This window comes from Clavibacter rahimiani (assembly GCF_052654495.1).
The window spans coordinates 2610407-2632528 of sequence record NZ_CP199790.1; the positions used below are offsets into that span (position 1 = coordinate 2610407).

The 22122-nt window shown below is 72.6% G+C and carries 22 protein-coding genes; 13 read left to right on the forward strand and 9 right to left on the reverse strand.

The window, feature by feature from the left end; translation table 11 throughout:
* Positions 1–13 precede the first annotated feature (13 nt).
* On the forward strand, positions 14–643 hold the full coding sequence (locus ACT7CP_RS12360; RefSeq protein ID WP_445442462.1) for a TetR/AcrR family transcriptional regulator: 630 nt from the start codon (positions 14–16) through the stop codon (positions 641–643).
* Between the two features lie 59 nt (positions 644–702).
* On the opposite strand, the gene ACT7CP_RS12365 is transcribed toward ACT7CP_RS12360, so the two are convergent.
* The 3 genes from ACT7CP_RS12365 to ACT7CP_RS12375 all read right to left on the reverse strand — a co-directional run bounded on the left by ACT7CP_RS12365 (position 703) and on the right by ACT7CP_RS12375 (position 4170).
* Entirely contained in the window at positions 703–1599 is an 897-nt protein-coding gene (locus tag ACT7CP_RS12365) for a hypothetical protein (RefSeq protein WP_445442463.1), read from the reverse strand.
* A gap of 106 nt (positions 1600–1705) precedes the next feature.
* Complete coding sequence (prpB, locus tag ACT7CP_RS12370; RefSeq protein WP_445442464.1) at positions 1706–2620, reverse strand: methylisocitrate lyase; 915 nt, start codon at positions 2618–2620, stop codon at positions 1706–1708.
* Complete coding sequence (locus ACT7CP_RS12375; protein WP_445442465.1) at positions 2620–4170, reverse strand: MmgE/PrpD family protein; 1551 nt, start codon at positions 4168–4170, stop codon at positions 2620–2622. Before ACT7CP_RS12375 ends, prpB begins: the two co-directional genes overlap by 1 nt.
* Before the next feature lie 208 nt (positions 4171–4378).
* Here ACT7CP_RS12375 and ACT7CP_RS12380 point away from each other — a divergent pair, with 208 nt between their 5' ends.
* Both ACT7CP_RS12380 and ACT7CP_RS12385 read left to right on the forward strand, forming a co-directional pair.
* The gene (locus ACT7CP_RS12380; RefSeq protein WP_445442466.1) at positions 4379–5239 is read left to right on the forward strand and encodes an aldo/keto reductase; all 861 of its coding nucleotides are present in this window, start codon (positions 4379–4381) and stop codon (positions 5237–5239) included.
* 67 nt (positions 5240–5306) lie between these two features.
* Positions 5307–6410, forward strand: coding sequence for an FUSC family protein (locus ACT7CP_RS12385; protein WP_445442467.1), 1104 nt, complete (start codon positions 5307–5309; stop codon positions 6408–6410).
* Here the strand turns inward: ACT7CP_RS12385 and ACT7CP_RS12390 are convergent.
* Positions 6396–7424, reverse strand: a complete 1029-nt coding sequence (locus ACT7CP_RS12390; protein WP_445442468.1) for an EamA family transporter — start codon at positions 7422–7424, stop codon at positions 6396–6398. The genes ACT7CP_RS12385 and ACT7CP_RS12390 overlap by 15 nt on opposite strands.
* Before the next feature lie 73 nt (positions 7425–7497).
* On the opposite strand from ACT7CP_RS12390, the gene ACT7CP_RS12395 reads away from it, so the two are divergent.
* A complete protein-coding gene (locus ACT7CP_RS12395; RefSeq protein WP_445442469.1) occupies positions 7498–8058 on the forward strand; it encodes a CGNR zinc finger domain-containing protein in 561 nt (186 codons plus the stop codon).
* Positions 8059–8071: 13 nt separating this feature from the next.
* Here the strand turns inward: ACT7CP_RS12395 and rsmI are convergent, their stop codons facing one another.
* The 3 genes from rsmI to ACT7CP_RS12410 are packed head-to-tail and all read right to left on the reverse strand — an operon-like array spanning position 8072 to position 9723.
* Positions 8072–8887 (reverse strand): 16S rRNA (cytidine(1402)-2'-O)-methyltransferase, encoded by an 816-nt coding sequence (rsmI, locus tag ACT7CP_RS12400; protein ID WP_445442470.1) that lies wholly within the window; start codon positions 8885–8887, stop codon positions 8072–8074.
* Positions 8884–9177, reverse strand: a complete 294-nt coding sequence (locus ACT7CP_RS12405; RefSeq protein ID WP_445442471.1) for a hypothetical protein — start codon at positions 9175–9177, stop codon at positions 8884–8886. Before ACT7CP_RS12405 ends, rsmI begins: the two co-directional genes overlap by 4 nt.
* 48 nt (positions 9178–9225) lie before the next feature.
* Positions 9226–9723, reverse strand: a complete 498-nt coding sequence (locus ACT7CP_RS12410; protein ID WP_445442472.1) for an SRPBCC family protein — start codon at positions 9721–9723, stop codon at positions 9226–9228.
* A 224-nt stretch (positions 9724–9947) separates the two neighbouring features.
* Here ACT7CP_RS12410 and ACT7CP_RS12415 point away from each other — a divergent pair, with 224 nt between their 5' ends.
* Positions 9948–11045: a fatty acid desaturase family protein gene (locus ACT7CP_RS12415; RefSeq protein ID WP_445442473.1), complete on the forward strand. Its 1098-nt coding sequence runs from the start codon at positions 9948–9950 to the stop codon at positions 11043–11045.
* A 9-nt stretch (positions 11046–11054) separates the two neighbouring features.
* Here ACT7CP_RS12415 and ACT7CP_RS12420 read toward each other — a convergent pair whose 3' ends face one another.
* Positions 11055–11555, reverse strand: a complete 501-nt coding sequence (locus tag ACT7CP_RS12420; protein WP_413964225.1) for an ATP-binding protein — start codon at positions 11553–11555, stop codon at positions 11055–11057.
* Between the two features lie 178 nt (positions 11556–11733).
* Between ACT7CP_RS12420 and treS the strand changes: the two genes are divergently transcribed.
* The 5 genes from treS (at position 11734) to ACT7CP_RS12445 (ending at position 18949) form a co-directional block, all read left to right on the forward strand.
* Complete coding sequence (gene treS / locus ACT7CP_RS12425) at positions 11734–14001, forward strand: maltose alpha-D-glucosyltransferase (RefSeq protein ID WP_445442474.1); 2268 nt, start codon at positions 11734–11736, stop codon at positions 13999–14001.
* Between the two features lie 95 nt (positions 14002–14096).
* Entirely contained in the window at positions 14097–15782 is a 1686-nt protein-coding gene (locus ACT7CP_RS12430) for a dolichyl-phosphate-mannose--protein mannosyltransferase (RefSeq protein ID WP_445443988.1), read from the forward strand.
* Positions 15782–16786 (forward strand): YeiH family protein, encoded by a 1005-nt coding sequence (locus ACT7CP_RS12435; protein WP_445442475.1) that lies wholly within the window; start codon positions 15782–15784, stop codon positions 16784–16786. Before ACT7CP_RS12430 ends, ACT7CP_RS12435 begins: the two co-directional genes overlap by 1 nt.
* 118 nt (positions 16787–16904) lie before the next feature.
* On the forward strand, positions 16905–18200 hold the full coding sequence (locus tag ACT7CP_RS12440) for an O-acetylhomoserine aminocarboxypropyltransferase/cysteine synthase family protein (protein WP_307506661.1): 1296 nt from the start codon (positions 16905–16907) through the stop codon (positions 18198–18200).
* A 218-nt stretch (positions 18201–18418) separates the two neighbouring features.
* Positions 18419–18949 (forward strand): CoA-binding protein, encoded by a 531-nt coding sequence (locus tag ACT7CP_RS12445; RefSeq protein WP_445443989.1) that lies wholly within the window; start codon positions 18419–18421, stop codon positions 18947–18949.
* A gap of 34 nt (positions 18950–18983) precedes the next feature.
* Here ACT7CP_RS12445 and ACT7CP_RS12450 read toward each other — a convergent pair whose 3' ends face one another.
* A complete protein-coding gene (locus ACT7CP_RS12450) occupies positions 18984–19493 on the reverse strand; it encodes a DUF427 domain-containing protein (RefSeq protein ID WP_445442476.1) in 510 nt (169 codons plus the stop codon).
* A gap of 185 nt (positions 19494–19678) precedes the next feature.
* Here ACT7CP_RS12450 and ACT7CP_RS12455 point away from each other — a divergent pair, with 185 nt between their 5' ends.
* The 3 genes from ACT7CP_RS12455 to ACT7CP_RS12465 all read left to right on the forward strand — a co-directional run bounded on the left by ACT7CP_RS12455 (position 19679) and on the right by ACT7CP_RS12465 (position 22121).
* On the forward strand, positions 19679–19939 hold the full coding sequence (locus ACT7CP_RS12455) for a GlsB/YeaQ/YmgE family stress response membrane protein (RefSeq protein ID WP_413964221.1): 261 nt from the start codon (positions 19679–19681) through the stop codon (positions 19937–19939).
* Between the two features lie 148 nt (positions 19940–20087).
* Entirely contained in the window at positions 20088–20744 is a 657-nt protein-coding gene (locus ACT7CP_RS12460) for a hypothetical protein (protein ID WP_445442477.1), read from the forward strand.
* Between the two features lie 9 nt (positions 20745–20753).
* A complete protein-coding gene (locus ACT7CP_RS12465) occupies positions 20754–22121 on the forward strand; it encodes an L-serine ammonia-lyase (RefSeq protein WP_413964219.1) in 1368 nt (455 codons plus the stop codon).
* The last annotated feature ends 1 nt before the right edge of the window (position 22122 follow it).

The window sequence follows — 22122 nt, forward strand, 5'->3', positions numbered from 1 at the left end:
TAAAGTCGGCGGCATGACGACGTCGGCCGACCGCACACGCCAGCGCATCCTCGACGCCGCGACGGACGAGTTCGCCGCCCGCGGCATCGCGGGAGCTCGCGTCGACCGCATCGCCACGGCCTCCGGCATGAGCAAGCCGATGCTGTACGCGCACTTCGGGGCCAAGGACCGGCTGTTCGACGCCGTCTTCGCCGCGCACGTCATCGCGAACGGCGACCGCGTGCCCTTCACGGCCGACGACCTGCCCGGCTACGCGGAGCGCCTCTACGACGACTACCTCCAGGATCCCGCGCTCGCCCGCCTGGTGATGTGGAAGCGCCTCGAGCGCGACGGCACCGGCTACCTCTACCCCGGCCTCGAGGACCACGACGCGGGTCACCGCCGAGACATCGCCGCCGCCCAGGCCGCGGGCCGGATCCGCGCGGACCTCGAGCCCGACGACGTGTGGACCCTGCTCATCGCCACGGCCGCGAGCTGGGCGCAGGTCTCGATCACGACGGTCGCGACGACGGACGACGCGGCGGACCTGCACGCGCGGCGGCGCGCGGCGCTGGCCGCGTTCGTGCGGGACGGGCTCTGCGGGGGGGGTGACGCACTGACGCGCGCAACGGTCGCCCCGGCTTGGTGCTCAAGTCAAACGTAAAGCCACTCCCTCCTGATGATGCCTAAACGTGCAGACGCGATATCCAGCGTGATAGACCATTAAGCCCCTATGTCGAAAATTGCGCGAAGCAGCTCCTGCGCGTCCGACTGGACACTTAGCGGTCGCTTAGAGCGCTCAACTAATTCAACCTCAGTCAGATCCGTGTAACTTTCATCGCGCCAGAATGCCAACTCCTTTGGATGCACCTGCGGCAATGCGCCAAAATCAAATCCATGCGGATCGGGCCAAAGCCGCACTGCACGTCGGGCATCTACTTGTGCGTGAGTAATCGAGAGCCCCGGGTGCCATACAATCGTGGCATTGACCCCCGTGAAGCCGAAGGCTTTGCTAAAGAAATTAAGATCTCTTCCGTCGACGACCAGGCGTGGCAATAATATGTGCTGCATCCGAGCGGGCTCATCAGCTTCGGGATGAAGTGCGCGCCGAGTCAAAAACACAGAGAATCCAGACGGAGGCGCCGCCCCGTCCTTCATCCATCCCAGCCACTCCGCTTGGAGAAAGGAAAGCCTCGGTCGATCAGGATCTTTATTGACACCACTGTGATCGTAACTCGCATCCGGGTGCATTGCAAGAAGGCCCACCTTTAGTATCCACCAGGCCAACGCCGAACTTTCGTCACCCGAGACGTCTAGCTTGTCAGTAGATTCTTTGTGCGCGAGAAGACGCCTTACAATACCCTTTGCCGGCTTCTCAAGATTCGCATCGAGAGCTGAATTACACTCCTTACACGCAGGGACGTGCACCCCTGGGAGAGCTGACATAACGACTGGAGTCGACTTGTCGCGCTTCATGTAAGGCACACCAGCATGCGAGCTTACATGCGGACCCTGTTCTTGGAATTCAGCGATAAACCATGACGGCCACACGTGCTCACCCACGCCGTGATTCGGTTTGTGGCAAAAAACGCATGTGTCGTTCGGGAAGCGATTACCCATGTAGGGATCCTACGGCAGGAACAGCTGAAGGCATAATGCAGGCAACGCCGCATTCTACAGACGCGCCGCAATTTACGCGGCACATGCGCACGTTCTATATCCGCAGCTATACCCCGCCGCGGTTCCCCTCCAGCGTGAAGGTGAACACGTCCTCGTCGAACGCGCTGTACCCGGCGTAGTCGAGCAGCTCGTAGAGGCGGGCGCGGGTCTGCATCTCCGGCACCTTCGAGGCCAGCGTGCCCTCCTCGAGGATCGCGTCGAGGCCGCGCTCGGCGGCGCCCATCGCGAGGCGCAGCAGCGAGACCGGGTAGATCACGATGTTCACGCCCACGTCGCGCAGCTGCGACGTCGTGAACAGCTCGCTCTTCCCGAACTCGGTCATGTTGGCGAGGATCGGCACGTCGACGGCCGCGCGCATCGCCTCGAACTCGGCGAGGTCGGCCATCGCCTCGGGGAAGATCGCGTCGGCGCCGGCGTCGACGAGCGCGCGAGCCCGGTCGACCGCGGCGGCCATGCCGTCCACGCCGCGCACGTCGGTGCGGGCCATGACCAGCAGGTCGGGGTCGCGGCGGGCGTCCACGGCCGCGCGGATCCGCTTCAGCGCCGTCGACTCGTCCACCACCTGCTTGCCGTCGAGGTGGCCGCACCTCTTGGGGTTCACCTGGTCCTCGATGTGGAGGCCCGCGACGCCCGCGTCCTCGAGCATCTGCACGGTGCGCGCGACGTTCATCGGCTCGCCGAAGCCCGTGTCGGCGTCCACGAGGCACGGCAGGTCGGTGACGCGCGCGATCTGCTGCGAGCGCCCCGCCACCTCGGTGAGCGTGGTGAGCCCGATGTCGGGCAGGCCGAGGTCGGCCGAGAGCACGGCGCCGGAGATGTAGACGCCGTCCATGCCCTTGTCCTGGATGAGGCGGGCCGAGAGCGGGTTGAACGCGCCGGGCATCCGGAGCAGCTCGCCTGAGGCGAGGCGCTCGCGGAACGCGCGGCGCTTGGCGGCGGAGGTGAGGGCGGAGTGCAGCATCAGAGGAGTCCCTTCGGGGAGCCGGCGCCGCCGAGCAGGCCGGGCCTGGCGGTCACGGTGAGGCCGGCGAGCTCGTCGGCGGTCAGCTCGGGCAGGCGCTCCACGAGCCGGAGGAAGCGGTCGACCTCGGTCTCCTCGAGCACGCCGTCGGCGAGCGTGCGGAGCTTCGCCACGTAGTCGGCGCGCGCGAACGGCCGGGCGCCGAGCGGGTGCGCGTCGGCGACGGCGATCTCGTCGACGATGGTCGAGCCGTCGGTCAGCCGGATCTCCACCCGCCCGCCGAACGCCTTCTCGGCCGGGTCCATGGAGTGGTACCTGCGGGTCCACTCGGGGTCCTCGGTCGTGGTCACGCGGCGCCAGAGGTCCACCGTGTCGGGGCGGCCGGCGCGCTCGGGCGCGTACGAGTCGACGTGGTGCCAGGCGCCGTCCTGCAGCGCGACGGTGAAGATGTACGGGATCGAGTGGTCGAGCGTCTCGCGGCTGGCGCGCGGGTCGTACTTCTGGGGGTCGTTCGCGCCGGACCCGATGACCACGTGCGTGTGGTGCGACGAGTGGATGAGCACGCGGTCGACGCGCGCGGCGTCCGCGAGCACCGGGTGCGCGTGGTGCAGGCGCCGGGCGAGGTCGATCCACGCCTGGGCCTGGTACTCGGCCGAGTGCTCCTTCGTGTACGTGTCGAGGATCGCCCGCTTGGCCTCGCCGGGCGCGGGCAGCGGCACCTCGTAGGCCGCGTCGGGGCCGTCGAGGAGCCAGGCGATCACGCCGTCCTCGCCCTCGTAGATGGGGGTGGGGCTGGTCTGGCCGCGCATCGCCCGGTCGATCGCCTCGACGGCCATCTTCCCGGCGAAGGCGGGCGCGTGCGCCTTCCACGTGCTGATCGCGCCCTTGCGCGACTGGCGCGTGGCGGTGGTGGTGTGCAGGGCCTGGCCGATGGCCTGGAAGACGGTGCCCTCGTCGAGCCCGAGGAGCGTGCCGATGCCCGCGGCGGCCGACGGGCCGAGGTGCGCCACGTGGTCGATCTTGTGCGCGTGCAGGCTGATGGCCTTCACCAGGTCGACCTGGATCTCGTAGCCGGTCGCGATGCCGCGGACCACGTCGGCGCCCGTGAGCGCGCGGCCGTCGGGGCGTCCCGCGGCGGCCGCGTGCTGCGCGGCCGCGAGGATCGGCGGGATGTTGTCGCCCGGGTGCGAGTACTCGGCCGCGAGGAAGGTGTCGTGGTAGTCGAGCTCGCGGACGGCCACGCCGTTCGCCCAGGCCGCCCACTCGGCGCTCACGCGGGTGCGGGGATCCGCGCCCACGACGGTCGCGCCGGCACCGCCCGTGGACGGACCGTGCGCGAGGGCCTGCGCGCGCGCCGCGACGACGGGCGCGCGGGTGAGCGAGGCGGTCGCGACGGCGGCGTTGTCGATGATGCGGTTGACGATCATCTCGGTGACCTCGGCGTCGACCTCGACCGGGTCCGCGGCGACGGCGGCGATGCGCCCCGCCAGCTGCTCCCCGGGAGGCAGGGCCTCGTCGCTGCGGTGGACGCGGACGCGGTGGATCTGCATGCTCTTCCTCACGGTCGGGCGCCGGATGCGGAGGGCTCGTGACCTCGTCCGCGCGGCACCGGTCCAGCGTATCCACCGCCGCGGCCGACCTCGGCGGGCGTGCGGACGAGCGGACGAGCGCGAGCCGGGCGGGCCGTGCGGCGCGAGCCGGGCGGGCCGGGCGACGCGGGTTGACCGGCGTAGCGTGGCAGGCGACGAGGAGGTCACCATGAGGGCACGGCAGCTGGGTCCGTACGAGGTCGGGGCGATCGGTCTGGGCGGCATGCCCATGTCGGTCGACGGGCGCAAGGACAGGGAGACGTCGATCCGGGCGGTGCACGCGGCGCTCGACGCGGGCGTCACCCTCATCGACACCGCGGACGCGTACCACCTCGACGCGGACGGCGTGGGGCACAACGAGATCCTCATCGCCGAGGCGCTGAAGGCGTACGGCGGCGACGTGTCCGACGTCGTGGTCGCCACGAAGGGCGGCATGCTGCACCGGGACGACGGCCCGTGGGACACCGACGGCTCCCCCGCCCACCTGCACGAGGCCGCCCGTGCGTCGGCGGCGCGGCTCGGGGTCGAGGCGATCGCGCTGTACCAGCACCACCGGCCGGATCCGGCGACGCCCTACGAGGAGACCATGGGCGCGCTCGGCGAGCTCGTCGACCAGGGCATCGTGCGCGCGGTCGGCATCTCGAACGCCGACCCGGGGCAGATCCGCACGGCGCACCGCATCCTGGGGACGAAGCTCGTGTCCGTCCAGAACCGCTTCTCCCCCGGCTGGCGCGCGAGCCTGCCGGAGCTCGAGCTGTGCACCGAGCTCGGCCTCGCGTTCCTGCCGTGGAGCCCCATCGGCGGGATCCAGGGCACCGCCGGCCTCGCGGACGAGAACCGCGCGTTCGGCGAGGTCGCCGACGAGCTGGGCGTGAGCCCGCAGCAGGTCGCGCTCGCGTGGGAGCTCGCGCTCTCGCCCGCCGTGCTGCCGATCCCGGGGGCCAGCCGACCCGAGAGCATCACCGACTCCGCACGCGCCGCCGACCTCGAGTTGACGGCGGAGCAGATCGCGCGGCTCACCGGGGCCTGACGCCGGCAGCCGTCCGGACGGGCGCCGCCCGGACGGCGCCCGCGCGCGCGTCACCTAGCCTCGGGGGATGAGATCCCCCGCGGTGCGCACCGAGGCCGCCCGCGCCTGGCACGCCGCGACCTCGACCGGCCGCCTCCTGCTGGCGGCCAAGACGGCGCTCGCGGTCGGCATCGCGTGGGCCATCGCGCCCTACGTGCCCGGCGTCGCGAACGACTACCCCTACTACGCGCCGCTCGGCGCGCTCGTGAGCATGTACCCGACCCTCATGGGATCCGCGAAGACCGGGTTGCAGACGCTCCTGGGGCTCGGCGCGGGCATCGTCCTCGCGACCGCGGTGACCCTGACCACGGGCCCGTCCTGGTGGTCGATCCCCGTGATCGTCGGCATCGGCGTGATCCTCTCCGGCTCCGGCTGGTTCGGCGCGGGCCGCGAGTACGTGCCGATGGCGGCGCTGTTCGTCCTCATCGTCGGCGGCCAGGACGCCGACACGTACTCGCTCGGCTACCTCGTGCAGATGGCCGTCGGCGTCGTCACCGGACTCCTCGTCAACGTGCTCGTGGTCCCGCAGCTGACGAGCGGCGCCGCGAGCGCCCGCATCGGCGCGTTCCAGCGCGAGGTCGCGCAGCGCCTGCGGGAGGTGGGCGACGCCGTCGAGTCCGACGCGCCGCCCGCGCACGACGACTGGATCCTCGCCAGCGAGGGCCTCGCTGACACCGCGCGCGCCGTGCGCGCCGACCTCGCCGAGGCCGACGAGAGCCGCAAGGGCAACCCGCGCGCGCTCCTCAACAAGCGCGACGTGCGCATCGACCACGCGCGGCTCGAGGCGATGGACCAGATCGTCTTCCACGTGCGCGACATCTCGGGGGCGCTCGCGGACACCATCTGGGAGCGGCCGGGGGCTCCCCGCCTCGACCGCGAGATCACCGGGCCGGTCCGCGACGCGTGCCACGCCGTCGCGGGCGTGCTCGACCTCGACGACCCCGACTCCCCCGAGCGCCACCGCGCGATGGGCGAGGCCGCGCGGCGGGTGCGCCTGCTCGTGGAGGCCGTCGACCGGCGATCCCAGGAGCTCGGCCGCGCCATGGGCCCCGGCGTCCTGACCGCGATGCACCTCAAACGCGTGCTGGCCCACCTCGAGCCGGTGGACGCGGCGGAGTCACCGGCCCCGTAGCGCCGGGTCGGGATCCGCCTCGGGCGACGGCGACGGCGACGGCGCGGCCTCCGCGCCCGCCTCGCTCCCGGGCTCGACGCCGACGGGCAGCGCGACGGGCAGCGCGTCCGCCCGCGCGTCGAAGCGCACCGCCACGATCCCCGCGACGATCAGCAGGCCGCCCACCATCTGCAGCGCCGTCAGCTCCTCGCCGAGCAGCAGCCACGCCCAGGCGCCGGCCGCCGCGACCTCGAGGAGGCCCACGAAGGACGCGAGGCGGGACCCGAGCATCGCGCTCCCCGTGATCCCCGCCCCGTACGCGAGCGCCGTCGCGATGACGCCGACCACGAGCATCGGCACCCACCACGGCACCACGTTCCCGAGCACGACCACGTCGGCGACGGAGCCGGTGAAGGGCGGGATCCCGGTCACGCCGACGAGGCCCAGCACGACGGCCGCGACGAGCAGCCCCGCCGCCGCGAGCGCCGCGGGCGGGAGGCCGTCCGTGCCCTGCGCCGCGATGGCGAAGTACCCCGCGCAGCCAACCATGGCGCCGATCGCCAGCAGCACGCCGATCGGGTCGAGCGCCCCGCCGCCCGACGGCGACACCACGAGCGCGAGCCCGCCGGCCGCCGCGACGGATCCGAGGAGCACCGGCACCGCGGGCCGCCGCCGGCTCATCGCCCACGCCACCGCGACGAGCAGCAGCGGCGCCATGAACTCGATGAGGATCGCCGTGCCGACGGGGATCCGCTCGATCGCCGCGAAGTACATCACCTGCGCGCCGGCCACGCCCACGAGCGCCATGCCGAGCACCCGCCGCCAGGCCCGCAGCACGGGTCGGAGGTCGCCGCGCAGCTGCACGAGCGCGACCGGCGCGAGCAGCAGCCCGCCGATGAGCGCGCGCAGCGTGACCGCGGCGACCGGGCTCCAGCCGGCCTCGAGCAGCGGCTTCACGAACGCGCCCGAGAGGCCGAAGGACGCCGCGGCGACGACCGCGAGCACGAGTCCGGTGGTGAGGTGGCGTCGTTCCATGATGAGCTCGTTCCGTCAGGGGCCAAGCGGCCTACGGTCCTGACGCTAGACTGGTCTCGGATAAGGAGTCAAATTGCTTTTCGCCCCTGACACGGAGGACGTGCTCGCGTTCGACGCCGTCATCCTCAACACGGCGCCGCGCGCCACCCGATCCGGCCTCGACCTGCTGGCCACCCCGGAGCAGCTCGCCGACCTCATGACGCGCAGCGGCTTCTCCGGCCGCTTCGACCGCGACGAGCGCGAGCTCCGGCAGGTGCACGACGCCCGCGCCCGGCTGCGCGAGATCTGGACCCTCGACCGCGACGCCATGGTGGATCCCGTCAACGAGCTGCTCGCCCGCCACCGCGCCTCCCCCCGGCTGGTCCGGCACGACGTCCTCGACTGGCACCTGCACGCGACGCCCGACGACGCGCCGCTCGCCGACCGCGTGCTCGTGGAGGCCGCGATGGCGCTCATCGACGTGGTGCGCTCCGACGCCACCGACCGCCTGCGGGTGTGCGCGGCCGACGACTGCGACGGCGTGCTCGTCGACCTGTCCCGCAACGGGTCGAAGCGGTTCTGCAGCGTGCGCTGCGGCAACCGGATGAACATGGTGGCGTTCCGCGAGCGCCGCGCGCAGGATCCGACGGGCTAGCCCGCCGGCCGGGTCACCTGGCCTGCAGCGCCGCCTGGTACAGGTCGCGCTTGCCGAGGCCGGTCGCCTCCGCGATGGTGCCGGCCGCGTCCTTGAGGCGCGCGCCGTCGGACACCAGCTCGAGCACCTGCGTCACACCCGTGGCGAGGTCGACCTCGAGCGCCGCCGCGCCCTCGGCCACGACGACGATCTCCCCGCGCACGCCCTCGGCGGCCCAGGCGGCGAGCTCGGCGGCGGATCCGCGGCGCACCTCCTCGTAGAGCTTCGTGAGCTCGCGGCACACGACGAGCCGGCGATCCGGCCCCCACTCCGCGACGACGTCCTCGAGCGACGCCTGCAGCCGGTTCGGCGACTCGAAGAAGACCATGGTGCGGCGCTCGCGCACGAGCTCGCGGAGCACGCGGCGCCGGTCGCCGCCCTTGCGCGGCAGGAAGCCCTCGAACGTGAAGCGGTCGGTGGGGAGACCGGATACGGCGAGCGCGCTCAGGACGGCACTCGGGCCGGGGATCACCGTGACGCGGACGCCCGCCGCGGCCGCTGCCTCCACGAGGTGGAAGCCGGGGTCGGAGATCGCGGGCATGCCGGCGTCGGAGAGCACGAGCACGTCGGTCTCGCGCGCCAGCTCGACGAGGTCGGCGGAGCGCTCCTGCTCGTTGTGGTCGTGCAGCGCGATGAGACGCGGCCGGTTCTCGACGCCGAGCGCGCCGAGCAGGCGGATGGTCGTGCGGGTGTCCTCGGCGGCCACGACCGTGGCGGAGGAGAGCGCCTCCACGAGCCGCCGCGACGCGTCGCCCAGGTTGCCGATGGGGGTCGCGCCGAGGATGATCACCGGTCGATCATCCCATCCGGGCGGGTGGGCGCCGGGTCGGTGCCGTCCGGACCGCTGCCGTCCGGGCGCGGGAGGTCGGCTCGGTCGCCGGGCTCGGGCGCATCGCGGTCGCCCTCGCGCAGGTCGCTGCCGCCGCGGAACGCGTTCGCGATCCCGCCCCCGATCGCGACGAGCCCCAGGGGCACGCCGATGAGGACGATGGTGCCGAAGTGCCTTGCGCCGTTGAGCTCCCCGAAGGCACCCGTCAGCCCGAGCACCGACACCGCGCACAGGACGACCCCCAGGAGCACCAGGCTCCACGTGTCGCGTCCGCGCGACCGGTCCCGCAGGAACACCCGTCAGCCCGCGGCGGGCGCGCCCGCGCCCACGTGCGCCAGCACTACGGGGTCCTCGCAGCCGCGCACGAAGCCGTCGATGCGCCGGTCCATGTCGCGCTGCAGGATCCACGCCCCGATGCGCTCGGCGACGGGCGCGAGCCACGCGGGCCGGCACGCGAAGTTGTACCGCCAGACCGCGAGCGTGCGCCCCGGGTCGCCGTCCACCGCCGCGAAGCGCCACCCGCCGCCCATGCGCGCGAAGAACCAGGACCCCTGGGTCATCTTCATGCCCACGTTCGTGGGCGGCTGGTGCGAGACGTACTCGCTCACCATGCCGAGGCCGAGGCGCGAGACGGTGAAGGTGCGGACGCCCTTGGCCGGCTCGGTCGCGCCGCCGAGGAGGTGCTGGTGGGCGATGAAGGGATCCCACCGCTTGCGGATCTCCCCCTGCGTCTGCGAGATCGCGAACGCCACGGCGGGCTCCACGGGGACGATGCGGCGGGACTCGACGACGGGCACGGATCCATGCTGGCATGCCGTCCGCCGCCGGCCGCGGCTCGCGCCCCCGTATCCGCTCCCCGACCCGAGGGCATCCGCCTGAGGACCGGCTGGGAACGCTCGACGCGTTTCGGTGGGAAGCTCAGGCGTTGCCCCAGACCCCGGCCGCACATCCACGACGTCACCCCCAGCGGTTCGCCACACGAGCCGCTCGATCAGGCCCCCAGGCCCGGGAACGAGCAGACATGACCGACACCACCGCAGCCCCGCGGATCGTGCTGACGCGTGCCAAGCGCGGGGGTGGCGTGAACCCGACGTCCGAGTACTCGGGCCTGCTGCGGACGATCCGCGACGCGGGGCTCCTCCGCCGCCGCGTCGGGTTCTACGTCGCGATGTTCTCCGCCACCGTGGTGGCGCTGGGCGGCGCGGTGACGGGCTTCGTTCTCCTCGGCGACAGCTGGTTCCAGCTGCTCATCGCCGCGGGTCTCGGCATCATCTTCACGCAGTTCGCCTTCCTCGCCCACGAGGCCTCCCACCGACAGGTGTTCGAGTCCGGCAAGGCCAACGACATCGCCGGCCGCACACTGGCGAACCTCTTCGTCGGCATCTCGTACTCGTGGTGGATGACCAAGCACTCCCGCCACCACGCCAACCCGAACGTGGTCGAGAAGGACCCGGACATCGCCCCCGGCGTGCTGGTGTTCCGGCCGGAGGACGCGCAGGGCGCCCGCGGATTCGCTGGCGCGATCATCCGGCGCCAGGGGTGGCTGTTCTTCCCCCTGCTCACCCTCGAGGGGCTGAACCTGCACGTCACGTCGATGCGCACGGTCTTCGGTCGCGGCAAGGTCGACAAGCGCTGGCTCGAGATCTCGATGCTCTCCACCCGCATCATCGCCTACCTCGCCGTCGTGTTCTTCTTCCTCCCCCTCGGCATGGCGTTCGCGTTCGTCGGCGTCCAGCTCGCCGTCTTCGGCGTCTACATGGGCGCCTCCTTCGCCCCGAACCACAAGGGCATGCCCGTCCTGCCGAAGGACTCCAAGGTCGACTTCCTCCGCCGACAGGTCCTCACGTCGCGGAACATCAAGAGCACCTGGCTGACCGACATCTACATGGGCGGCCTCAACTACCAGATCGAGCACCACCTCTTCCCGAACATGCCCCGCCCGGCACTGAAGAAGGCCCAGGTCATCGCCAAGGAGTACTGCGCGACCCACTCGATCCCGTACACCGAGACCACGCTGCTGGCCTCGTACGGCATCGTCGTCGCGTACCTCAACCGCGTCGGCCTCTCCGCCGGCGGCGACCCGTTCGACTGCCCCGCATCGGCGTCCTTCGGACGCTGAGATCCGTGCTCAGTTCGAGGTCTCGCCGCTGACGGCGACGTGGTGATCGCGCTGGAGCGCGTCGGGGAGGCGCATCACCAGGCGCCAGCGGTTGCCGTCGGGATCGCGCTCGTAGGAGAAGTCGTCCATCAGCAGCTCGATCATCGCGATGCCGCGGCCGGACTCCGCCATCTCCTCGGGGTCCGGCATCTTCGAGCGGAACGGGACCTGCACCTCGGCTCCGCTGTCGCTCAGCACGGCCTCCAGCGCGGTGGCCGTGCGCTGCAGGGTCAGCTGGCACAGCAGCCGCTCGCCCCCGTCGGCGTGCTCGATGACGTTCCCCGCGAGCTCGACCAGCGCGGTCTCGAAGCGGATCCGCTCCCGGTCGCCCAGGTCGGCGTTCAGGTGCCAGAAGTCGTCGACCGACTCGTGCACCTCGTCGACGTCGTTCGGCGGCACCAGCAGCAGCACCGTGCGCTCCCACGCCGGCCCGTGGATCACCGACGCATCCCCCGTGTCCTCGCTCCCCATGGCGCGATGCTCCCACACGACCGGGCCGGCTCCTAGCGGCCCCGCGGCTGAGCTGCTCGGCGCCGGGCGACGCCGTGGCGGACCACGGGGCCCGCCATCCTGCGTACGCTCGTGGCAGCGGCCCGCGGGCCGACGGCGCCCGGACCGGGCGCGCACCACCACCCCGAGGAGCACCACAGTGGACGACGCCATCGAGACGAACGCGATCCCCGACCCGGAGCCCACGGAGATCACGTACGACGATGCCCGCTTCCCGGCGCGTCCCGCGCGTCTCCGCTCCCGCCCCCAGATGCGCGCGAGCGGGATCCGCCGCTCCTCCTCGGACCCGCGCGCCGCCGACGCCTCGAACCCCTCCTACGTGGAGTGGCTCCGCCGCCAGTCGATGCTCGGCGACGCCGACGTGCTGAGCCGCGGCCTCTCCGGCTCGCCCAGCATGTGGTCGAACCCGTACGCGCGCCCGGACGCCCGCCGCGCCATCGGCACCGCGTCGGTCTGGTTCACCGCGTACCCGATCTCGCTCATCACGAAGCCCGGCGAGTCGTACCTCGGCGCGCTCGGCGACCCCGAGCTCTGGCGGATCTTCGAGGCCATCGGCATCGAGGCCGTGCACACCGGGCCGGTGAAGCTCGCCGGCGGCATCACCGAGTGGTCGCAGACCGCGAGCGTCGACGGCCACTTCGACCGCATCAGCACGCAGATCGACTCCGCCTTCGGCACCGAGGACGAGTTCCGCCGACTCACCGACGTTGCCGAGCAGCACGGCGGCAGCGTCATCGACGATATCGTGCCCGGCCACACCGGCAAGGGCGCCGACTTCCGCCTGGCGGAGATGGGCTACAAGGACTTCCCCGGGATCTACCACATGGTCGAGATCCCCGAGGAGGACTGGCACCTCCTGCCCGAGGTGCTGCCGGGCCGCGACGCCGTGAACCTCGACGTCGCCGCCGAGCAGGCGCTCGCCGACCAGGGCTACATCATCGGCCGCCTCCAGCGCGTGATCTTCTACGCGCCCGGCGTCAAGGAGACCAACTGGAGCGCCACCGCGCCCGTGCTCGGCGTCGACGGCCGCACGCGCCGCTGGGTCTACCTGCACTACTTCAAGCAGGGCCAGCCCTCCATCAACTGGCTGGACCCCACGTTCGCGGGCATGCGCATGGTCATCGGCGATGCGCTGCACTCGCTCGGCGACCTCGGCGCGAGCGCCCTGCGACTCGATGCGAACGGCTTCCTCGGCGTGGAGAAGAGCGTGGAGGGACCGGCGTGGTCCGAGGGCCACCCGCTCTCCGAGGCCGCGAACCACCTCATCGCGAGCATGGTGCGCAAGGTCGGCGGGTTCTCCTTCCAGGAGCTGAACCTCACGATGGAGGACATCCGGGACACGGGCCGCGTCGGCGCGGACCTCTCCTACGACTTCATCAACCGGCCCGCGTACCAGCACGCGCTGGCGACCGGCGACACCGAGTTCCTGCGCCTCACGCTCCGCACCTCGCTCGAGGTCGGCGTGGAGCCCGTGACCCTCGTGCACGCGCTGCAGAACCACGACGAGCTCACCTACGAGCTCGTCCACTGGGCGACCGAGCACTGCGCCGACGTCTTCCCGTTCCGGGGCGAGGAGGTGACCGGCGCGGACCTCGCCGTCACGATCCGCGGCGACCTCCTCGAGGAGCTCACGGGCGAGAGCGCCGACTACAACCACGTGTTCACCACGAACGGCATCGCCTGCACGACGGCCTCCGTCATCGCCGCCGCGCAGGGCTTCACGACCCTCGACGCGATCGGCGAGGACGACGTCGCGGGGATCCGCGCCGCGCACCTCCTGCTCGCGAAGTTCAACGCGTGGCAGCCGGGCGTCTTCGCGCTCTCCGCGTGGGACCTGCTCGGCGTGCTGCCGCTGCAGGCGTCGCAGGTCGCCGAGCTCATCGAGGGCGGCGACACGCGCTGGGTGCACCGCGGCGGCCACGACCTGCTCGACGCGGCGCCCGAGGCGACCACGTCCGGATCCGGCATGCCGCGCGGCCGCTCGCTCTACGGATCCCTTCCCGCGCAGGTGGACGACCCCACGTCGTTCGCCTCCGGCCTCCGCAGCGTGCTCGACGTGCGCGAGCGCTTCGACGTCGCGGTCGGCACGCAGGTCGACGTCCCGGACGTCGGCCACCACGGCATGCTCGTGATGGTGCACCGGCTCGACGGGGGCGACTCCGCCGCCGACGCCGGCCTGCAGCTCACCGTGCTCAACTTCACGAACGAGCCGATCCTCGCGACGGTCCGCTCCGAGCACCTCCCGACCCGCCGGGTCGTCCGCGACGCGACCACGGGCGACGAGGTCGGCACGGTCGACGACCTGTCGAGCTTCCCCGTGCACCTCGGCCCGTACGCGGGCCTGTTCCTGCTGCTCGACGAGGAGCCGGAGTCCGCGGAGCCCGACGAGGAGGACGCCGACCGGTAGCGGCGCCGCGGGAGCTGCCGGCGACCGGCGGGTCGCCGGCTCCCCGCCCGCCCGGGCGGGCGCGCACCCGCATGCCATGATGAGCCGTGCCCGACATGCCCCACCGCCCCGCCGCGCACGGCGTCGACGAGGCCCGGCAGGTCGACGCGACGGACGGCGTCCCCACCCGCGCGTCCCAGCGGGCCGACGAGCGGGCGCTCACCGCCCGCGGATCCCGGTTCGACGACCGGTGGGCGCGCATCGTCTCCACGCCCGCCCGCCGCCGCGTCTGGCACTGGGGCGCGCCGATCCTCATCACGCTGCTCGCGGCGGTGCTCCGCATCCAGTCGCTCGGCCACCCGGCGACCCTCGTGTTCGACGAGACGTTCTACGTCAAGGACGCGTGGACCCTCCTCCACCTCGGCTACGAGGGCTCCTGGCCCACGGATCCGAACCCCGACTTCATCGCCGGGCAGACCGACGGCTACCTGCAGGCGCCCGCGTTCGTGGCGCATCCGCCGCTCGGCAAGTGGGTCATCGCGCTCGGGCTCGCGGTGTTCGGCGCCGCGGATCCGGTCGGCTGGCGCATCGCGACGGCCGTCGTCGGCACGCTCGCGGTCGTCCTGCTCATGCTCATCGCCCGCCGCCTCACCGGATCCGCGGTCGTCGCCGCCATCGCCGGCCTCCTCTTCGCGATCGACGGCCACGCCATCGTGATGAGCCGCGTCGCGCTCCTCGACACGCACGTCATGTTCTTCGGGCTGCTGGGCTTCGGCGCGATCCTCCTCGACCGGACCTGGCACGAGCGCCGCTTCGCGCGGCTGCTCGCCCTCCGCCGCGACGCCCGCCCGGACGACGCCCGCCCGCTCGAGTGGGGCCCGGTCGTCCTGTGGCGGCCCTGGCTCATCGCCGCCGGCCTCGCGTTCGGCGCGACGTCGTCGGTCAAGTGGTCGGGGATCTTCTTCCTCGCGGGCTTCGGCCTCTACGTGGTGCTCACCGACATGCTCCTGCGCCGCCGCCACGGGCTCGCCGCCTGGTTCACGGCGGGCGCGGTCGTTCAGGGACCGATCTCCTTCCTGCTCCTCGTGCCGCCGGCGATCGCCGCCTTCCTCGCCTCCTACGCGGGCTGGTTCGCGACGGCGGACGGCTACTTCCGCGGCTGGGCGGCGGAGGGGGCGAACGCCTGGCAGGGCGGGCTCGCGTGGGTGCCGCTGTCGGTCCAGAGCCTGTGGCACTACCTCTCGCAGCAGTACCAGTTCAACGTGGGGCTCGACGTCACGCACCCCTACCGGGCGGATCCGCGCCTGTGGCTGCTGCTGTACCGGCCGACGCAGTTCTACTACGAGGGCTACGGCCCCGGCGAGGCGGGCTGCACGATCGACGCGTGCTCGGCGTCCATCACCTCGATCGCCAACCCGATCATCTGGTGGCTCTCCGTCGCCGCGATGCTCTACCTCGTGTACCGGCTCGCGGCCCGCCGCGAGTGGCGCGTGGGCCTCGTGCTGATGGGGATCGTCGTGGGCTACCTGCCGTGGCTGCTCTACGTGAACCGCACGGTGTTCCAGTTCTACTCGATCGCGTTCGAGCCGTACCTCCTCCTCGGCCTCGCGATGGTGCTGGGGATGGTCCTCGGCGAGCGGGACGATCCCCGCCGCCGGCGCACCCGCGGCGTCGTGATCGTCGGCGCGGTCCTCGTCGTGTGCGTCCTCGTCAGCGCGTTCTTCTACCCGCTCTGGACGGGACAGCTCGTGCCGACCTGGTTCTGGCGGCTGCACGCGTGGATCCCCTCGGGCTGGATCTGATGCCCGCCACCGCCTCCCGCCTCCACCCCGCGCTCCCCGGCCTCGCCGCGGCCGCCGCCGCCGCGCTGGTGGCGTGGGTCGTGCACCTGCTCGTCCCGGCGATCCCGCTGCTCACGGTCGCGGTCGCCCTCGGGATCGCCGCCGCCCAGGTCCCGGCCGCCCGCCCCGCGCTCACCGGCCCGCTGAAGCCCGGCCTCACGCTCGCGTCGAAGCGGCTGATGCGGATCGGCGTGGTGCTCCTCGGCCTGCAGCTCGGGCTCTCCGACATCGTCGGGCTCGGCTGGCGCGCCGTGCTGCTCGTGGTCGCCGTGGTGGTCCTGTCGTTCGCGGGCACCTACGCCATCGCCCGCGCGCTCCGGATGCCCGGCCAGCAGCCGCTCCTCCTCGCGACCGGCTTCTCGATCTGCGGCGCGAGCGCGATCGGCGCGATGGCCGGCGTCACGCGCGCCAAGCCCGCTGACCAGGGCGCGCCCGTCGCGCTCGTCACCCTCTGCGGCACCCTCGCGATCGCCGTGCTGCCGCCGCTCGCCGGTCCGCTCGGCCTCGACGACGTCGCGTTCGGCCACTGGGTCGGCGCGGGCGTGCACGACGTGGGGCAGGTGGTCGCGACCGCGCAGATCGCGGGATCCGCCGCCCTCACCATCGCGATCGCCGTGAAGCTCACGCGCGTGCTGCTGCTCGCGCCCGTGGTCGCCGTCGCGGGCGTCGTGATGCGCCGCCGCGAGGGCCGGGTGGAGGGCGCGTCGCGTCCGCCGATCGTGCCGCTGTTCGTGCTCGGCTTCCTCGCCGCCGTGCTGGTGCGCACCTTCGTCCCGCTGCCGGACGGCGTGCTCGACGCCGCGCAGGTCGTGCAGACGGCGCTCCTCGCGATCGCGCTCGTGGCCCTCGGATCCGCGGTGCGCCTCCGCGAGCTCGTCGGCCAGGGCGGCTCCGCGCTGGCCGCCGGCCTCCTCTCCTGGGCGCTCATCGCGGGCCTGGCGCTCGCGGCCGTGCGCCTCTCCTGATCCGCCGCGCCCGCCGACCCGGCTGTGCCGTCACCCGCGCCAGCCGCCGTGTCACGCGCATGTCGCCGCATTACGACGCGGCCGGGGAACCGTCGGGAGCCCGGGTTAGCGTGAGGCCATGGTCGATCGCGAGTACGGGTTCAGGACGAGGGCGATCCACGCGGGCAACATCCCCGACGCCACCACGGGCGCGCGCGCCCTCCCCATCTACCAGTCGAGCGCGTTCGTCTTCGACGACACCGCCGACGCCGCCGCGCGCTTCGCGCTGCAGAAGTACGGCAACGTCTACTCGCGCCTGTCGAACCCCACCGTCGCCGCGTTCGAGGAGCGGGTCGCGAGCCTCGAGGGCGGACTCGGCGCCGTCGCGACGGCCAGCGGGCTGAGCGCGCAGTACATCACCTTCGCCTCGCTCGCGGGCGCCGGCGACCACATCGTCGCCTCCGCGAACCTCTACGGCGGATCCATCACGCAGCTCGACGTCACCCTCCGCCGCTTCGGCGTCGAGACCACGTTCGTCCAGTCGAGCGACCCGGCCGACTACGCCGCCGCGATCACCGACCGCACCAAGCTCGTCTTCGCCGAGACCGTCGCGAACCCGTCGGGCGAGATCGCCGACATCGAGGGCCTCGCGGCCGTCGCCCACGCCGCCGGCGTCCCGCTCGTCATCGACTCCACCATCGCGACCCCGTACCTCAACCGGCCCATCGAGTGGGGCGCCGACATCGTGATCCACTCGGCCACCAAGTTCCTCGGCGGGCACGGCACCACGCTCGGCGGCGTGGTCGTCGAGTCGGGCCTCTTCGACTGGGAGAGCGCGCGGTTCCCGCTCCTCGACCAGCCCGTGCCGAGTTACGGCGGGCTGAACTGGACCGGCAACTTCGGCGAGTACGCGTTCCTCACCCGGCTCCGGGCCGAGCAGCTCCGCGACATCGGGCCCGCGCTCGCGCCGCACTCCGCGTTCCTCCTCGCGCAGGGCGTGGAGACGCTCCCGTACCGGATGCAGGCGCACATCGACAACGCGCGGGCCGTCGCCGAGTGGCTCGACGCGGATCCGCGCATCACCGCCGTCAACTGGGCCGGCCTCCCCGCGCACCCGCATCACGAGCGGGCGCGCAAGTACCTGCCGACGGGACCCGGATCCGTGTTCACGTTCGAGGTGGCGGGTGGCCGCGCGGTGGGCCAGCGCTTCATCGAGTCGGTCGAGCTCGCGAGCCACCTCGCCAACATCGGCGATGCGAAGACGCTCGTCATCCACCCGGCCTCCACGACCCACGCGCAGCTCAGCGAGGCGCAGCTGGTGGACGCGGGCGTGCTGCCCGGCATCGTCCGCATCAGCGTCGGCATCGAGGACGTCGCCGACATCATCCACGACCTGGACCAGGCGCTCGCCGCCGCCACGGAGGGAGCGAAGTGAGCTTCGACACCGGCGGGGTGCCGCCCGAGCGCACCGGATCCACTCCCCACCCGGCGGCCGACGCCGCCGACCTCGCGCCCCTCGATTCCGCGGAGGAGGCCGCCGACCGCGCCGCCGGCGACGCCGCCGAGGCGCAGGACGACGACGCGACCGCGCCGGTCACCCCGGTCGCCGACCCGGACGCCGACGGCACCCAGACCACGCAGCTCCAGAACGGCCTGACCTGCGCGATCCCCCGCTCCAGCCCGCTCGCCGCGCTCCTCCGCTCGGAGCGCACGTGGACCGGCCCGAGCGCGAAGGAGCGCCAGGCGATCCTCCGCCGCGCGACGAGCGTCGCCATCGTCGGCGCGTCCCCGAATCCCGCCCGCTCCAGCTACTTCGTCGGCACGTACCTGCAGCAGTCGAGCGACTACCGGGTGTACTTCGTGAACCCGAACGCCACCGAGATCCTCGGCCAGAAGGCGTACCCGGACCTCGCGTCGCTGCCCGAGGTGCCCGACATCGTCGACGTGTTCCGCAAGGCCAGCGACATCCCGTCCGTCGTGGACGACGTGGTCGCCGTGGGCGCGCCCGTCATCTGGGTGCAGCTCGGCATCTGGAACCAGGAGGCGGCCGAGGACGCCGAGCGGCGCGGCCTCACCGTGGTCATGGACCGCTGCATCAAGGTCGAGCACGCCCGCTTCCACGGCGGCCTGCACCTGCTCGGCTTCGACACGGGCGTCATCAGCTCGCGGAAGGCCGTCGTCTAGTGGAGCGGATCCGGCGGCGGGCAGCCCGCGCGCCTCACCAGCCGAGCGTGCCCGGCGCGCCCTTGAACGGGCCGACGACCCGCGGCGTGATCCAGCCGCCGTAGAAGTCGCCCTCCTGCGCCTCCACGAGGACGTCGTCGACCGTGATGCGACCCATGCGCGACGGGTACACGGCGATCATGTCGGCGAGCACCTCGAAGCCGCGCGTCGGCGACGGGTACCACCACGCGGAGCGGTCGGCCGTGACGCCGCCGCCCGCGATGGTGAGGTACGACGCCTCCCCCTTGTACTCGCACCAGGAGCGCCCGGCGGCGGAGGCGAGGACGCCGGCCGCGAAGTCGCCCGAGGGGATGTAGTACACGGGCGGATGGCTCGTCTCGAGCACGCGGACCGCCGCGCGGGTGTCGGCGACGACCTTCCCGCCGAGCTCGATCACGACGTGCTCCCGCGACGGGTCGACGCGCGGCGGACGCGGGTAGTCCCACACGGATTCCTGCCCCTCGCCGGGGATCTCACGGGGACGACGGACCGGGGGGATGCGCATGCGCTGACGGTACCGCGGGTGCCTGGACGGCCCGGATCCCGGGGCGGATCCGGCTGCCGGACCCCGTCCCGTAAAGGCGTATCCACTAAACGTTTTTGCACGAATGGTCCTCAGGGTGCTTGACTGGGGCACGTCCACCCGCATTCGGGTGTCACACAGCACGTCATCTTTGAGGAGTAACGCACATGGGCATCATCGGTTTTCTCGTTCTGGGCCTGATCGCCGGAGCGCTCGCCAAGCTGATCCTCCCGGGCAAGCAGGGTGGCGGAATCATCGTCACGCTGATCCTGGGTGTCGTCGGCGCCTTCCTCGGCGGCCTCATCGGCAGCGCCGTCTTCGGCAAGGGCGTGGACAGCTTCGACCTGGGCTCGCTCGCGCTCGCCATCGTCGGCGCGATCATCGTCCTGCTGGTCTACGGCGCGATCGTCGGCCGCAAGAAGGCCTAGTCCTTCTGCAGCTCACAGAGCCCTCGTCGCCTGACCCTCGTGGTCCGGGCGGCGGGGGCTCTCTGCATGTCCGGCCGGGGTCCGGCCGGGTCATGTCGGGCTCCTGATCCGCGCCGGATCCCGGACGCGCCCTGCCTACGATGACCGCATGCCCGACGCCGACGCCGCCTCCTCCTCCCGATCCCGCACGGCCGCCGTCCTCGTGGCCGTCGCCCTGCCGCCGCTGGCCCTGGCCGCCGCGGGCCTCACGCACCCGACCTCGCTGACCGACGACACCGCGATGCGCTGGCGCGACCTCCACATCGCCCTCCTCCCCGTCTTCCCGCTCCTCGCGATCGCGCCGATCCTCCTCACCCGCCGCCACGACCGCCGGCTCGGGATCCTCGCGATCGTCCTCGGCTTCGCGTACGCCGTCTGCTACCAGGCGCTCGACATCCTCGCGGGCATCGCGGCCGGCGCCCTGAAGCTCGAGGGCGGCCAGGGCGTGACCACCATGTACGCGCTCGCGGACGGGATCGTCGTCACCGGCGTGTGGGCGTACGTCGCCGTCACCGTGCTCGCGAGCGCGCTCGTGATCCGGCACGCGGGGCTCCGGGCGCTGCCGGGCGCCGTGATCGCCGTGGTCGCGGCCGTCTCGTTCGTCGACAGCCACATCTTCCCGCCGCGCGGCGTGATCACCATGCTCGGCCTCGCGGTCGGCTGGACCTGGCTGGCGCTCGCCTCCCGCGGGCCCCGCCGCACCGCCCGCGCCGCCCGCGTCGGCCCCGCCGCCCCCTCGGCCGGGCGGGCCGGAGCGGCGGCATAGTCTGACGGCATGACAGCGTACGTCTCGGCACTCGACCTCTTCTCCATCGGGATCGGGCCGTCGAGCTCGCACACCGTCGGCCCCATGCGCGCCGCCCTGCTGTTCGCGGAGGAGTGCGCGGCCTCGCCCCGGCTCACCGAGATCGCGCGCGTCACCGTGCGCCTGTTCGGCTCGCTCGGGGCGACCGGCCTCGGCCACGGCACGCCCGACGCCGTCGTCGCGGGGCTCGCCGGCCTCGCGCCCGAGACGTGCGATCCGGACGAGGTGCGCGGCCGCTGGTCCGGGCTCGGCGAGGGCGTCGACGTGCCGCTCGCGGGGATCCACCCCGTGCGGATGGTGGGCCGCGACCTCACCTTCGAGCCGTTCACGCGACTCCCCCGCCACCCCAACGCCATGCACCTCGCGGCCCTCGACGCCGACGGCGCCACGGTGCTCGAGAGCACGTGGTTCTCCGTCGGCGGCGGGTTCGTGCTGCGCGAGGACCAGGCGCCGTCGGCCGTGCTGCCCACCGGGCTCCCCCACTCCTTCTCCAACGCCGACGAGCTCATCGCGCTGGCCGAGTCGACCGGGCGCTCCATCGCCGACGTCGCGCGCGACACCGAGGAGTCGATCCACGGGTCTCGCCGCGCGGTGGCCGGGCTCGACGCCATCTGGGACGCCATGGCCGCGTGCGTCACCGCCGGCCTCGGCGGCCAGGGCACGCTGCCGGGCGGCCTCAACGTGCGACGGCGGGCGGCGCGGGTCGCCTCGCAGCTCGCCACCATCGATGCCGAGGGCGCGCGCGACACCTCGCACGAGTGGCTGCACGCGTTCGCGCTGGCGGTCAACGAGGAGAACGCGTCGGGCGGCCGCGTGGTGACGGCGCCCACGAACGGCGCGGCCGGGATCATCCCCGCGGTCGGCTCCTACTACCTGCGGTTCGTGCCCGGCGCCGACCGCGACGGGATCCGCGACTTCCTGCTCACCGCCACCGCCATCGGCTCGCTCGTGAAGGCCAACGCGTCCATCTCGGGCGCCGAGGCCGGCTGCCAGGGCGAGGTCGGCACGGCGTGCGCGATGGCCGCGGGGGCGCTCTGCGCGGTGCTCGGCGGATCCCCGCGCCAGGTCGAGAACGCCGCCGAGATCGCGATGGAGCACCACCTCGGCCTCACGTGCGATCCCGTGGGCGGGCTCGTGCAGATCCCGTGCATCGAGCGGAACGCGATCGCGGCGTCCACGGCCGTCAACGCCGCGCGCATGGCGCTGCACGGCGACGGCACGCACCTCGTCTCGCTCGACACCGTGATCGAGACGATGCGGCAGACGGGCCTCGACATGTCCACCAAGTACAAGGAGACGTCCACGGGCGGGCTCGCGGTCAACGTCATCGAGTGCTGAG